Raw genomic sequence first — 14445 nt, 5'->3', positions numbered from 1 at the left:
CTTAGCATTGAATTTCGGTATTGTCTGTACAGGATAGGTGGGAGACTGGGAATTCAGGTCGCCAGATCTGAATGAGTCGTTGTTGGGATACCACCCCGACAGTACTGAAGTTCTAACTGGATGCCATGAAACTGGTGACAGGACATTGTTAGGTGGGCAGTTTGACTGGGGCGGTCGCCTCCTAAAATGTAACGGAGGCGCCCAAAGGTTCCCTCAGAACGGTCGGAAATCGTTCGAAGAGTGCAAAGGCAGAAGGGAGCCTGACTGCGACACATACAGGTGGAGCAGGGACGAAAGTCGGGTTTAGTGATCCGGTGGTACCTCGTGGGAGGGCCATCGCTCAACGGATAAAAGCTACCTCGGGGATAACAGGCTGATCTCCCCCAAGAGTTCACATCGACGGGGAGGTTTGGCACCTCGATGTCGGCTCGTCGCATCCTGGGGCTGAAGTAGGTCCCAAGGGTTGGGCTGTTCGCCCATTAAAGCGGCACGCGAGCTGGGTTCAGAACGTCGTGAGACAGTTCGGTCCCTATCCGTCGCGGGCGTAGGAAATTTGAGAGGAGCTGTCCTTAGTACGAGAGGACCGGGATGGACTGACCTATGGTGTACCAGTTGTTTCGCCAGAAGCATAGCTGGGTAGCTAAGTCGGGACGGGATAAACACTGAAAGCATCTAAGTGTGAAGCCCACCTCAAGATAAGATTTCCCATAGCGTAAGCTAGTAAGACCCCTTGAAGACGACAAGGTTGATAGGTCAGGGGTGTAAGTATAGTAATATATTTAGCTGACTGATACTAATAGGTCGAGGGCTTGACCAAATTAAAAAAGTTGTAATACATGATTTATATGCAATTTTGAAAGAACAAATCTTTCAAAAATATCTGGTGATGATGGCGTAGAGGTAACACTCCTTCCCATACCGAACAGGACAGTTAAGGTCTATAGCGCTGATGGTACTGCATGGGTGACTGTGTGGAAGAGTAAGACGTCGCCGGGTGATTAACTAGAAAAGAAGACAGCTTATAGCTGCCTTTTTTTTATATATATTTAAATTTAGAAAATATATAAAATTTAATAATATTATACTTATAAGCTTGCATAGTTTTAAATGAAATATATATTAAAAGATATTAACAAAATAATATAAATAATCCACAGATAGACTTAAAAATCAAAAGAATATGTGGATTATTTTAAAAAGAGGTGTATAAATGGATTCAGCAATAAGTATTTTTTTCTTAGTATGTCCACTTGTATTTATTGGAGGAGTAATAGATGCAGCTGCGGGTGGTGGTGGACTTATAACATTGCCAGCGTATGTTTTTTCAGGAATGCCGCTTCATATAGCCTATGGAACTAATAAGTTTGCAAACTGTATAGGTTCAAGCATAGCATCTTTAAAGTTTCTTAAAAGTGGAAAAATAAAAATTAAATCTGCACTTATATCAGCTACAGGAGGATTGATAGGTTCATGGTTTGGTGCAAAGCTTGTAATAATTCTTGATGAGAAGTATCTTAAATATTGTTTAATGGTTATACTTCCTGTTGTAGCTTTGTTTTTACTTTTTAATCGAAATTTTGGTAAAGTGAGTTCTGATAAAAAAATAAGTAGTAAAAAAGTGAATATACTATCATTTATTATAGGATTTTTTATTGGAGGATATGATGGATTTTTTGGACCTGGAACGGGAACATTTTTAGTAATAGCATATACTGCATTATTGAATTTTAACATAGTAACAGCTTCAGGAAATGCTAAAATAACTAATTTCGCATCGAATTTTGCAGCACTTGTTGTATACATATATCATGGAAAAGTATTATTTTATATAGGTATACCAGCCGCTATATGTTCTATACTTGGTAATTACGTAGGGGCACATCTTGCTATAAAAAAAGGAGTAAAGTTTATTAAGCCGGTAATACTTCTTGTAGTTTTTCTTCTGCTGTTTAAGATTATTTTGGAATTTATATAATAAATCAAAAAAGATGTTACACATAATGAAGTGTAACATCTTTTTTGATTTAAAATTACTTATTTGATGAATAAGTAAATTTATTAAGTTCTTTTTCAAGATTGTCTGAAAGCTCTTTAAGTTTATTTGATGCTTCAAAGAATTTCACTGTTGTATCATTAACTTTTTCACAAGATGATGATACTTTAGATGCACCTTCTGAAGTGTCGTTAACAATGTTTGAAATATTTGAAACTTGATTTAATACTTCATCTTTCTTAGATGATAAGGTATTTAAGTCATTAGCAATATTATTAACTTTAAGACTTAATGAATTTATTGAAGAAATTATATTCGTAAATATTGTCTCTGATTCTTTTACCGAATGTTCTTGATGCTCAACAGCTTGTACAGTTTGCTTTGATTTATTAACTGCATTTAGAACATTTTGATTAATGTCTTTAACAGTTGCATTAATATTAGAGGCAGAATCAGCTGTCATTTCTGCAAGCTTTTTAATTTGATTTGCAACGACTGCAAATCCTTTTCCAGATTCTCCTGCTCTTGCAGCTTCAATTGATGCATTTAATGATAACATATTAGTTTGTTCTGTTATCTTGGTGATGCTTTCATTCATTTTACCTATTTTTTGTACGCTTTTGAATATTAAATTTATAATTGAATCAACTTGTGATGTATTATTTTTAGTTTCAGTTGATTTTTCTATCAATGATTTTATTATTTCAAGACCGTCATTTGAAAGTATATTAGCTTTATTTGCCATGGCATTTACATTTTCAGTTAGGCTATCGATACTGTTAACTGAGTCAGAAACATTATTCATGCTTGATGTAAGTATATCGATATCTTCTGTAGACTTACTTGTCCCTAATGCAATTTTACTTGTTGAATCATTTACAGTTGATATTGAACTTGATAAACTTTTGCTCATATCATTTAATTTTACAGACGAAGAACTTACGTTTTGAGCGGATAAATTAACATTTCCAAGTAATGAAGAAATGTTAGTCGACATTTTATTAAAGCTTTCTGCAAGTTCATCGAACTCATCACCAGAATTAACTTTTATTGAAGTATTAAAGTTTCCTTTTGATGCTTCAATAAGTGATTTCTTTATTAATTGAATATTATTTGCAATCTTTTTTGAAAATATACCACTTACAAGTACTATGCATGTAATGGCAAGTATTAAAATTAAAAGAAAATATACAAATAATGATCTTTGTGATTTTGTAAGAACACTTTCAGGAATAGTGCATATAAATTTCCATCCGGTAGTATCAGATGTTTCATATGATGCAAAATATTTCTTGCTATTTAATGAAAATGTATCTGTTCCTCTTACATTTGATGCAATCTCTTCCCATATAGAATAATTCTTAACGTCATTTGCAGTTACTATATTTTCATCTGTACTTGCAATTATTTCTCCATTACTATCAGTAAGGATAAAAGTATAATTATTATTTGCTCCAAGGATATTAGTTAATGATTCTGATAATCCTTGAAGATCTAGATCAACAGATATAACACCAACATTTTCATTGTTAGTTCTGATTCCGTAAGAAATAGTTACACAGTCATTTCCAGTTATTGAACTCTTATAGATGTTAGTAATAAAAGGATTATGCGATGAAGCATATGATAGACCACCTTTATAACTTTCTATTGATGTTGGATCTTTTGAATCAATAGCCATTTCTTCAGGATACGTATAAGTGCTTTTACTTTTTGCAAGAGTAAAAGTACATGACAGTATTGAATTATTTGAATTTTTAATTAATCGTAAATTATTTTTAATTTGAGGCATAGAATCAATAGTAGTATCGTTTTCAAAAGCCCCAAAAGAAAAAAGATCATCATCCGCAAACGATTTTATTGAATTTATAATTGATTGAAATTGTATATCTAATAAATCCTTTGAATTCTCAGTCGTTTCTGTACTTGTTGATTCAAAATTTGAAGAAGTTATTGAATTAATTTGGGATAATGAAATAATAGATACGATTACAATAGGAATAATTGATATTGAAAGCATTAATAATATTAGTTTTGATTTTATAGTTTTTTGTTTCTTTACTTTGGTATTATTATTTCTTTTCTTGAGGTTCATAATTATCACTCCCATAGATAAATCTATATAATTATAATATTATAACTGTTTTATTATAATTGTAGCATTATTAGAATGAAATTCCAATTATTTTTTAAATAAATATAATGTTTGATTATATAGGTAAGGAGTGATATAATTAATTCCAAGAATAAATGAATAATGAAAGCCTAAGGTAGAGGTGCTTTTTATAAATAGTATTTATTACGAGTCGGCAGACAATGAGTAATAAAAAAAGGTGTAATTAGCCGAAGAAATATTTCATGCAAAGTTATATTTTTGGGTATGTATATAATATGTGCATAACTGTCACGAAAGTGGAGAGCTACAAAAGGAATAGTAAAATTCTATTTTGCTACTTATGCAGTAAAACTCTACCCGTCAGTATTTGTGGCGGGTTTTCTTATTTAAAATTTTAGAAATAGGAGAGTAATATTTATGAAGATTGAAGGAGTATTTATACCGTTAATAACGCCATTTAAGGAAGGAAAAGTTGATTTTAAATCATACAAACAAATTGTAGATTATTATATAAATCAAGGGGTTAGTGGTTTAATTCCTCTTGGGACAAGCGGAGAATGTCCAACTATTCTTGATGATGAATATCAGGAAATTTTAGAAAAAACAATGGAATATAATAAAGGAAGAGTACCGGTTATAGTAGGACTTGGTGGAAACAATACGAGCACAGTTATAAAAAAATTAAAGATAGCTGAAAATAGTAAGGTGGACGGAATATTGTCTGTAGCTCCATATTATTCAAGACCTGGTCAAAGAGGAATATATGAGCATTTTAAAGCAATTTCTGAATCAACTGATTTAAATATGCTTATCTATAATATACCATATAGAACAGGCATTAATATTGAAAATGAAACTTTGTATAAACTTTCAAAGCTAAAAAATGTGGTAGGTATGAAAGATTGTTCAGGAGATATAAAACAGTCTACAGAATTTTTACTTAATAAACCAGATGATTTTTCAGTTCTTACTGGTGAAGATGCATTATTTTATACAACACTTGCACTGGGCGGAGATGGAGGAATAATGGCATCTGCAAGTCTTAGAACAAAGGAATTTATAGATGTATTTAATTTAGTTAAGAAAAATGATTTAAAAGCGGCATTAGTAAAATGGAAACAATTATATAAATTTATACCAATGTTATTTAGTGAGCCTAATCCAACACCACTTAAATATTGTTTAAAGGAATTAGGTCTTATAGATAGTGATGAGGTAAGACTTCCTCTTGTAAATATTACAGATGATCTTAAAAAAGAATTAGATAGAATTTTAAAATAGAATGAATAAAATATACGAAAAAGTATAAACTACTTATTGTAAAAAATAATAAGGAGTTGATATAAATGAGTATAAATCAAAGCATAAAATGTTCAGTTCACAACTGCAAGTATCATGATGGATCTGAGCAGTATTGTACATTAAACGAAATTCAAATAGGAACTCATGAAGCTAGTCCTAAAATGGATCAATGTACTGATTGTGAATCATTTGAAATAAATAATTAAATAGAATAACTGACTAAAAAACCTTATACTGAACTAGTTTTAGTATAAGAGTTTTTTAATATTACAAAAAATAATAAAATAAATAAAAATTAAATATTAAGCTAAGAATTTAAATAAAGTATCTAAAATTACTTAAAAAGAATAGGTTTTAAAAAAGTTATTGACAAGAGATGATGACTTACTATACTATATAAAATGAAAGAGAACAATGGAGTTCAAAAAGGGTTATCTCCTTTTGGGCTCTTTTTTTATTGAAATTTATACATAAATTTCCATAGAATTAATATGCGGAATTCGGAGGTTTTTTTAATGAATATTAATTTAGGTGATTGTGCTTTTATACTAATTTCATCAGCACTTGTATTTTTTATGACACCAGGACTTGCTTTCTTTTATGGTGGAATGGTTAGAAGAAAGAATGTACTAAATACTATAATGAATTCATTTTTTATTTGCGGACTTGCATCTGTACTTTGGGTTATTATAGGTTATTCTTTATCATTTGGTACTGATTTTCATGGAATTATAGGAGGATTTAATTTTATTGGACTTAATGGAGTTGGGGCAGAAGTTAATGCAGATTATGCATCTAATATTCCTCAGCTTTTATTTGCTATATTTCAGATGATGTTCAGTATTATAACACCTGCACTTATAACAGGAGCGCTTACTGGAAGAATGAAATTTTCAGCTTTGTTTATTTTTATAACTATATGGCTTATTGTTGTATATTATCCTCTTGCTCACATGGTATGGGGAGTAGGCGGATTTTTAAAAGAACTTGGAGCACTTGATTTTGCTGGAGGAAATGTTGTACATATAAGTTCAGGAATTTCTGCGCTTGTTGCATGTATTATGCTTGGAAAGAGAAGGGGATATGGAATGGTTTCATATAAGCCTCATAATATTCCTTTAGTTGTACTTGGATCGTCTATTTTATGGTTCGGATGGTTTGGATTTAACGCTGGAAGTGCTCTTTCTGCAAGTCCGTTAGCTGCTCATGCGTTTATGACTACAAATACTTCAGCTGGTGCTGCAATGCTTACATGGATGCTTATTGAAAAAGTTAAACATGGAAAACCAACGTTACTTGGAGCTGCAACTGGATGTGTTGTTGGACTTGTAGCTATTACACCTGGTGCAGGTTTTGTACCAATATGGTCATCAATTATAATTGGAGCACTAGTATCTCCAATATGTTTCTTATTCATGGGAAAGATAAAGAATAAATTTGGATATGATGATTCTTTAGATGCATTTGGATGCCATGGAATAGGAGGAGTATGGGGAGGTATTGCTACTGGAATATTTACAAATAAATCTGTTAATGATGTAGCTACATGGAATGGATTAATATATGGAGATTATCATTTATTTGTGGCTCAAATAATAAGTATAGTTTTTACAATCGTATTTGCAGGCGTTATGACATTTATTATAATAAAAGTTATAAAATTATTTATGGATATACGTGTAGGACAGCATGAAGAGGCAAGTGGACTTGATGTATGTGAACATGGTGAATCTGCTTATCCTGCATTTAATGGATTAGATTAAAATCAGGAGGAAATTCGAAATGAAAAGAATTGAGGCAATTATAAGACCTGAAAAACTTGTTGAGATAAAAGATGCTTTAAAGAAAAATAAGATAAATGGTGTTACAATAAGTCAAGTAATGGGATGTGGCCAACAGCATGGCTGGAAAGAATATTATAGAGGTAGTGAAGTAATAACAAATGTGCTTCCTAAAATCGAAGTAAAAATAGTAATTGAAGATGAACGTTTAGAAGAAGTCATAAAATTAATTTCAGAAGTGGCACGAACAGGTGAAGTTGGAGACGGAAAAATATTTGTAACAAATATAGAAGAATGTGTAAGGATCAGAACAGGTGAAAGAGGAAATTCAGCTATATAAAATATACGAACAAAATTTACCTTTAAAAATAATATATTAAAGAGATAGTATTTTTAGGGAAGGTTTAAAATGTTTGGATTATTTCCTTTTGGATCAGGACTGAATGGATTATCGGATCTTTTTAGTTCTGTTATAGGAAGTGTGGATATAAATATATTTATAAGTGGTTACTCAAATTATCCTTACAATGAAGACACGTTTCATGATGAATATAAGGAGTCTATTCCAAGGATATCTTATGATGATACATTCATTGATCTTCAGAAACATAGAGATATGTATATACTCACTATAGATTTGACTGGAATTGATTTAAGGGAAGTCAGTATAAAATATGATCCAGGAATCATTACTATCAATCTAAATAAAATAGAACAAGAAAATGATGACTACTACTATCCTAAATATATAAAGCGTAGATATAGCAAAGATTTTAATAATATAGAGGATATAGATACTTCAAAGCTTGTCAAGTCTATTGATAATGGAGTACTAAAAATATTAATGCCTAAAAAATATGCAGCTATTGAAAGTTCTAATAATGTAGTAGATGTTGATTATATTGAAGGAAATAAATAAAGATTCTATTAAATTAAAGGCAGTTTATTATAGATTTTAATCTATAATAAACTGCCTGTTTTATTAGCTTATTTTCTTTTTTTATTAGCAATTTCTACATTTACTTTTTTGTTATTTAATTTTTTACCAGGACATTTATTTAAGATTTTCTCAGAAGCCTTTGAATCAACGCTTACAAAAGAGAAGTTATCCATAAGATCTATTTGTCCTATTAATGAAGAATTTATACTTGTTTTTTCTATTATGAATTTTATTAACATCTTTGGATTAATTCTATCTCTTTTTCCAACTGAGAAAAATAAACGAGTTTCATTTTTGCTAGCAGCTGGAGAATCGAGTTTATTAGAAGTGTATTCAAAAATGTTAAGTTCATCATATTTAATCTTTAAAAGTGATGCTATTATATCTTCAGGATTATATTTTTCCAAAAGATTTGATGCAGCTGGAATAAACTTTGAAAATTCGTCCTTTTTAACAGCTTCTTCCACATCAGATATAATTTTAAGAGATTTTTTCTCTGCAATTTCTTTAGCAGTAGGTACAGGAATTTGGCTAATTTCACTCTTAGTATATTTCTGAATCTGTTTAAGCATTGAGAAATCTTTTGGTGTTATAAGCGAATACGCAATACCATCTTTGTCTGCTCTTCCTGTTCTTCCTATTCTATGTACATAAGATTCAACATCTTGTGTAAGATCATAGTTTATTACATGTGTAACATCCTCAACATCAATTCCTCTTGCAGCAACATCAGTTGCAATAAGTATGCTTAAAGCACCTTTTTTAAATTTATCAAGAGTTGCAAGTCTATGAGTCTGTGTCATATCACCATGCATTCCTTCAACCATATATCCTTTTGCTTGAAGCTGAAGAACAAGTTCATCAACGCCTCTTTTTGTTCTGCAGAAAATAATTGCACATTTTGGATCATCCAAATCAAGTATTCTGCATAATGCTTCGAACTTATGTTTGTTGTTGACCATAAAATAACTTTGCTTAATTTTTGATACAGTAAGTGATTTCTTCTTTATTTTTATTGTTTCTGCATCTGCCTTCATATATTTTTTAGCTATTTTAGCAATAGGATCTGGCATTGTTGCAGAAAATAGAAGAGTCTGTCTGTCTTGTGGAGTATGTATTAATATTGATTCAATATCCTCAATAAATCCCATATTGAGCATTTCATCTGCTTCATCAAGAACAAGATGTTTTATATGTTCAAGATGTAGACATTTTCTTTTTATTAAATCAAGAAGTCTTCCTGGAGTTCCAACAACAATATCAATATTTCCCTTTTTTAAACTTCTTATCTGCCTTTCAATAGAGTCTCCTCCATAAACTGCTAAAGTATTTACCTTTTCATATTTAGAAAGCTTTCCGAGTTCTTCTTTTACTTGAACAGCGAGTTCTCTTGTAGGAGCTATAATAAGTGCCTTTATTCCATTATTATCATAATTTTTAATATTATTAAGAATAGGACAACCATATGCTGCTGTTTTTCCTGTACCTGTTTGTGCCTGCCCAATAAGGTCTGCTCCGGTAAGTGCTGCAGGTATACTTTTTTCCTGAATAGGTGATGGTTTAGTAAATCCTAGATCAGTAACTGCCTTTAAAATGGATTCATTAAGACCAAGATCTTTAAATGTATTTTCGTTCATTAATTATCCTCGTTTCTATACTTTAAATTGTGTGATTTATTATCAGTCATATCATACCATTATACCATTAAATAAGGAATTAAGAAAGAATAAGTTTATTAAAGATTACATTCCTGATATAATTGTGTTTCTTACTGTTATTTTTAAATTTTCCTCTTCTTCTTTTGATAAATTAGTAACATAAATTGGAGCATGAATTATAAGATTTACCTTTGCAGAATGTATTTTATTATTATTTCCTTCAAATAGATTACTAGATCCATTTATTGTAATAGGCACAATCGGACATTTTGATTTAGTAGCTAATTTAAAACTGCCACCTTTAAAGTCTCCGACAGGACCTCCTTTACTTCTAGTACCTTCTGGGAAAATTACCATAGAATATCCATTCTTTAAATTAGTAACTCCCTGCATAATTGAATGGGCAGATTGTCTTAAATTGCTTCTATCCATAAATACACAGTTTAATAATTTCATCCATGTGCTTATAATAGGCCAAGTTTCCATTTCTTTTTTAGCTATAAATCCTTTTAGAACGTCTATTGAGCTTATTAAAAGAGGAATGTCAAAATCGCTTTGATGATTAGCAACAAATAATATTGTCTGATTTTTAGGTATATTTTCAAGACCTTTTACTGTTACCTCAGCTCCAGTAATCCTTATTACGAAGTTTGCCCATTTTGAGGTATATTTATGAACAAATTTTAATTTTTTTTCGTTAAGTCCCTTACGTTCATAGTATTTGATTAAAGGTATAGGGATTGATACTAAAACTAGACTAAGTAGTAGTAATGGGAAAAATATAATGTTTCTTATCATTATTTTACACATCCTTTAGTAGAAAATATCTCATAACTTTATAATACCCAGTATAAAAATTATATTATATATTTTATTAATTTAAAAGTTTAAGTATTAATTAAGACAAAAATAATTAAAATTGGATATAATATAAATATGTAAGCTTATATTATATAAAGTATTAATTAGGGAAAGGAAAAAATATTGACTTTAGAAGATAAAAAATTAAAAAAATTTAATATAAAGGGACTTAACGATGAAGAAGTTAAGCGCCTTATAAAAGATGGCAAAGTAAATTATATACCAAAAGCACCATCACGAACAATATGGCAGATACTTAGGGCAAATTTATTTACGAGTTTTAATCTTATTAATATAATACTTGCAATAGTTGTAATAATAGCAGGTTCTCCTAAAAATTCTATATTTGTAGGAGTAATAGTAGTAAATACGATTATAGGAGTTGCTCAGGAAGTAAGAGCAAAAGACATATTAGAAAAGCTTTCAGTTATAAGTTTAGCTAAAGCAAAAGTTGTTAGAAACGGACATATAATAGAAATTCCAGCACAGAAAATAGTTCTTGGAGACATATTATACATAGAATCAGGGATGCAGATACTTGCAGATGCTGAATTTATTGATGGCGATGGAATAGAAATAGATGAATCGATGCTTACAGGAGAATCTGATTCAATATTTAAAAATCCTAAGGATAAGCTTTATTCAGGAAGTTTTGTAGTTGCAGGAGAAGGTTTTATTTCAGTAACAAAAGTTGGAAAAGAAACATATTCATCAAGTCTTGCAGAAGAGGCAAAACAGTTTAAAATAATTAATTCAGAGCTTCAGACATCAATAAATAAAATTTTCAAAGTAATAATATGGATAGTAATTCCACTTTCTATACTTCTTACTATAACACAGCTTAATATAAAAGGAACAACATGGCAGGCAGCTGTTATTGGTACAGTTGGAGGCATAATAGGAATGATTCCTGAAGGACTTGTACTTCTCACAAGCGCCACTTTTATAGTGGCAGTAATAAAACTGTCTAAGTTTGATACACTTGTTCAGCAGCTCTGTGCAACAGAGATACTTGCAAGAGTAGATGTATTATGTCTTGACAAAACAGGTACCCTTACTAAGGGAAAACTAAAATTAAGCTCTATAAAGAATATAGGAAAAGAGAAGAAAGAGACAATAGATAATGTACTTGCTTTACTTGTAAATAACCTTCCAAGCAAAAATCCTACTCAAAATGCGATATTAGATAAGTATTCAGATTTTCAGACAAGTGATAAATGCATATCTAAGATTCCGTTCTCATCAAAACGTAAATGGGGCGGAGCAACATTTGAAAAATTAGGTACATGGGTACTTGGAGCACCTGAAATAGTATTAAAAAATAATTATGAAATAATTAGAGATTCTGTTGATGAAGAGGCAAAAAAAGGGAAAAGAGTTCTGCTTCTTGCACATATTAAAAAAGATGTTATAACAGAGGAGTTAGAAGGCATAGTTGAACCTGAAGCGATTATAGTAATTGAAGATATCATAAGAGACGAAGCAGAAGAAACATTAAGATATTTTAATGAACATTCTGTTGATGTTAAAATTCTATCAGGAGATAATCCAGTTACAGTAGCAGAAGTTGCAAGACGTGCCGGAGTAAAAAATTCTGATAAATACATAAATGCAGGAATGCTTCCAGAAGATGAAGATGAATTTCTTAGAACTGTAAAAAATACAGCTATATTTGGAAGAGTAACTCCACATCAAAAGAAAAGAATAGTAATTGCACTTAAAAAATTAGGGCATACAGTTGCAATGACTGGAGATGGAGTTAATGATGTACTTGCACTAAAAGCATCAGATTGCGGTATTGCAATGGCTAATGGTTCCGATGCTACAAAAGCAGTTGCACAGCTTGTTTTAATGAAGTCAGATTTTTCTGCACTTCCAAAAGTTGTTGAAGAGGGAAGAAAACAGATAAACAACGTAGAAAGAGTTGCAGAACTATTTCTATCAAAGACTGTTTATTCAGTTATTCTTGCTTTTATCTGTTCAATACTCATGATCCCTTTTCCGATACTTCCAATACAGTTATCACTTGTAGGAAGCTGTACAATAGGGATACCAGGATTTTTCTTAGCTCTTTTACCAAGTAAAGGTGCAGTAAAAAAAGGATTTTTAAGAAGAGTTCTTACAGTAAGTATTCCTAATGGAATAATACTTGCAGCTTTTACACTTGGAATGTTTATAATGTGTTTATATAGAAAAATTCCACTTGGATATAGTAGAACACTTGCGCTTTTAATGTTCTCAGGAATAAGTATAGTTATTTTGTTTAGAGTAGCAAGACCGCTTACAAAGTTTAAAACTATTTTGTGTATGTTAATGTTTGGAATAATATTACTTGCGTTTTTAACTCCAATTGGAAGATTCATATTCAGTTTAAATAGAATAATACTAAAATACTGGGTAATATCTCTTCTTATAATAGGAATTTCGGGCCCATGTATAACAAAAATAGTTGATACAATTAGAAATATAGTAAACAAAAATATAAAGCTTAAACTAGCTAAGTCTAAAGTTGACAATGCTGATTAAATATAATACAATCAGTATTGTTGACTTCTCTTCTATACTGTAATAGATAGAGTAATTACATTGAATTTTAATGTAATAATCAGCATTTTATTTTTTTATTTGTCTTTGTAGCTCAGCTGGATAGAGCGTCCCCCTCCTAAGGGGAAGGCCCCCGGTTCGAATCCGGGCAAGGACACCAAAATAGTAGTGACATAGAGTTTTATAAATTAAAACTCTATGTCACTATTATTTTTATATTACTTATTATTTTTTAATATTTCCTGGGAATTTTTTTCTTTCTTTTTTGTATTTTCATAATTTATGTAATAGTTTTCTTTAAAGATATATGAATATATAATATTTAGAATATAAGTAAATGAAAGCTCAGAAGAAAAAGGAGCAATTTTTGAATCTATTGATTCGCGATTAGGAATAAAAAGAGTTAAATTAACGATATTAGTTAAAATAGATTTTTTAGCTGAAGTTATTAAAATAGAAAATATTCCTTTTTTTCTAAGCAAAATAGAATATTTTGTATAATCATAATGATTGCCACTATAAGTTAAGAAAATAGCAACATCTTTTTTTCTTATATTTAATACATTTGATGCACTTGAATGAAGAGTATCAGCTAAAATTATATATTTGTTGATTCTTTTCATATTATTAGCAAAGTATAATGCACTGATATAAGAATCTCCTTTTCCAAAAATAAAGATTCTTTCTGCTTCATTTATTTTTACAAGAGCATTTTGAAGATCTTTTTGATTTAATTCAATACTTGATAAATCAATAATTTCTTTTGATAATTCAGCAAGCTTTAATGTAATATCTTTCACCGAATCGGATTCTTTAAATGGCAAATTATAATTTATATTATTATGGAACTTATATGAATTTTCTAATTCTTTTATTAACTGTATTTTCATATCTTTAAATCCTGAAAAATTTAGTTTATGACAAAATCTGATGATTGTTGTGTTTGAAGTAAATGTTTCTTTTGCAAGTTTATGAATTGTTAAATCGTCTATATTATCAATATTTTTTATTAGATATTCAGAAATTGCTTGTTCTGTTTGATTAAAAAGATTTTTCTCGTTCATCTTATCTAATAGCATATAAAAAAGCCTCCCTTAGTTAAAAATTCATCAAATAAATTATATTATATTGTTACTAAAAGTAACAGAGCATTTAATTTTTAAAGCTCTTTTTGTTACTTTATATCACAAAACCCTTGAATCTATTGTATTAATTTAGAAATAATCCATAATTAAAATATAAAAACAAAT

11 protein-coding genes, 1 tRNA gene, 2 rRNA genes and 1 riboswitch (1 of these 15 running past the window's edge) are annotated in these 14445 nt (G+C 30.1%); of the genes, 10 read left to right on the top strand and 4 right to left on the bottom strand.

Features of this window, described 5'->3' with window-relative positions; translation table 11 throughout:
- The 3 genes from MTX53_RS12370 to MTX53_RS12360 all read left to right on the top strand — a co-directional run.
- Nucleotides 1-817: ribosomal RNA gene (locus MTX53_RS12370) — 23S ribosomal RNA — on the top strand (it extends 2092 nt beyond the left edge of the window).
- A 62-nt stretch (nucleotides 818-879) separates the two neighbouring features.
- A 5S ribosomal RNA gene (gene rrf / locus MTX53_RS12365) occupies nucleotides 880-996 on the top strand.
- A 214-nt stretch (nucleotides 997-1210) separates the two neighbouring features.
- Nucleotides 1211-1975, top strand: a complete 765-nt coding sequence (locus MTX53_RS12360) for a TSUP family transporter (RefSeq protein ID WP_244834051.1) — start codon at nucleotides 1211-1213, stop codon at nucleotides 1973-1975.
- A 55-nt stretch (nucleotides 1976-2030) separates the two neighbouring features.
- Here MTX53_RS12360 and MTX53_RS12355 read toward each other — a convergent pair whose 3' ends face one another.
- The gene (locus tag MTX53_RS12355; protein WP_244834050.1) at nucleotides 2031-4088 is read right to left on the bottom strand and encodes a methyl-accepting chemotaxis protein; all 2058 of its coding nucleotides are present in this window, start codon (nucleotides 4086-4088) and stop codon (nucleotides 2031-2033) included.
- Nucleotides 4089-4256: 168 nt separating this feature from the next.
- Nucleotides 4257-4424: riboswitch (Lysine riboswitch) on the top strand.
- A 102-nt stretch (nucleotides 4425-4526) separates the two neighbouring features.
- Here MTX53_RS12355 and dapA point away from each other — a divergent pair.
- From dapA to MTX53_RS12330, 5 genes are all read left to right on the top strand, one after another.
- On the top strand, nucleotides 4527-5390 hold the full coding sequence (dapA, locus tag MTX53_RS12350) for a 4-hydroxy-tetrahydrodipicolinate synthase (protein WP_244834049.1): 864 nt from the start codon (nucleotides 4527-4529) through the stop codon (nucleotides 5388-5390).
- Nucleotides 5391-5455: 65 nt separating this feature from the next.
- A complete protein-coding gene (locus tag MTX53_RS12345; protein WP_244834048.1) occupies nucleotides 5456-5617 on the top strand; it encodes a DUF1540 domain-containing protein in 162 nt (53 codons plus the stop codon).
- Nucleotides 5618-5926: 309 nt separating this feature from the next.
- Entirely contained in the window at nucleotides 5927-7174 is a 1248-nt protein-coding gene (locus MTX53_RS12340) for an ammonium transporter (RefSeq protein ID WP_244834047.1), read from the top strand.
- Between the two features lie 19 nt (nucleotides 7175-7193).
- Nucleotides 7194-7532 (top strand): P-II family nitrogen regulator, encoded by a 339-nt coding sequence (locus MTX53_RS12335; protein ID WP_244834046.1) that lies wholly within the window; start codon nucleotides 7194-7196, stop codon nucleotides 7530-7532.
- Nucleotides 7533-7601: 69 nt separating this feature from the next.
- Nucleotides 7602-8111, top strand: coding sequence for an Hsp20/alpha crystallin family protein (locus tag MTX53_RS12330; protein ID WP_244834045.1), 510 nt, complete (start codon nucleotides 7602-7604; stop codon nucleotides 8109-8111).
- 68 nt (nucleotides 8112-8179) lie between these two features.
- Here MTX53_RS12330 and MTX53_RS12325 read toward each other — a convergent pair whose 3' ends face one another.
- Together MTX53_RS12325 and MTX53_RS12320 are read right to left on the bottom strand one after the other, a co-directional pair.
- Nucleotides 8180-9769: a DEAD/DEAH box helicase gene (locus MTX53_RS12325; protein ID WP_244834044.1), complete on the bottom strand. Its 1590-nt coding sequence runs from the start codon at nucleotides 9767-9769 to the stop codon at nucleotides 8180-8182.
- Between the two features lie 105 nt (nucleotides 9770-9874).
- Nucleotides 9875-10588: a lysophospholipid acyltransferase family protein gene (locus tag MTX53_RS12320; protein ID WP_244834043.1), complete on the bottom strand. Its 714-nt coding sequence runs from the start codon at nucleotides 10586-10588 to the stop codon at nucleotides 9875-9877.
- 186 nt (nucleotides 10589-10774) lie between these two features.
- On the opposite strand from MTX53_RS12320, the gene MTX53_RS12315 reads away from it, so the two are divergent.
- The gene (locus MTX53_RS12315; protein ID WP_244834042.1) at nucleotides 10775-13177 is read left to right on the top strand and encodes a cation-translocating P-type ATPase; all 2403 of its coding nucleotides are present in this window, start codon (nucleotides 10775-10777) and stop codon (nucleotides 13175-13177) included.
- Nucleotides 13178-13278: 101 nt separating this feature from the next.
- Nucleotides 13279-13355, top strand: a tRNA-Arg gene (locus MTX53_RS12310).
- A 58-nt stretch (nucleotides 13356-13413) separates the two neighbouring features.
- Here the strand turns inward: MTX53_RS12310 and MTX53_RS12305 are convergent.
- Nucleotides 13414-14274, bottom strand: coding sequence for a MurR/RpiR family transcriptional regulator (locus MTX53_RS12305; protein WP_244834041.1), 861 nt, complete (start codon nucleotides 14272-14274; stop codon nucleotides 13414-13416).
- Between the last annotated feature and the right edge of the window lie 171 nt (nucleotides 14275-14445).

Origin of the sequence: Clostridium sp. BJN0001, assembly GCF_022869825.1 — a bacterium.
GTDB lineage: Bacteria > Bacillota > Clostridia > Clostridiales > Clostridiaceae > Clostridium.
This window is presented reverse-complemented; position numbering and strand designations above follow the sequence as displayed.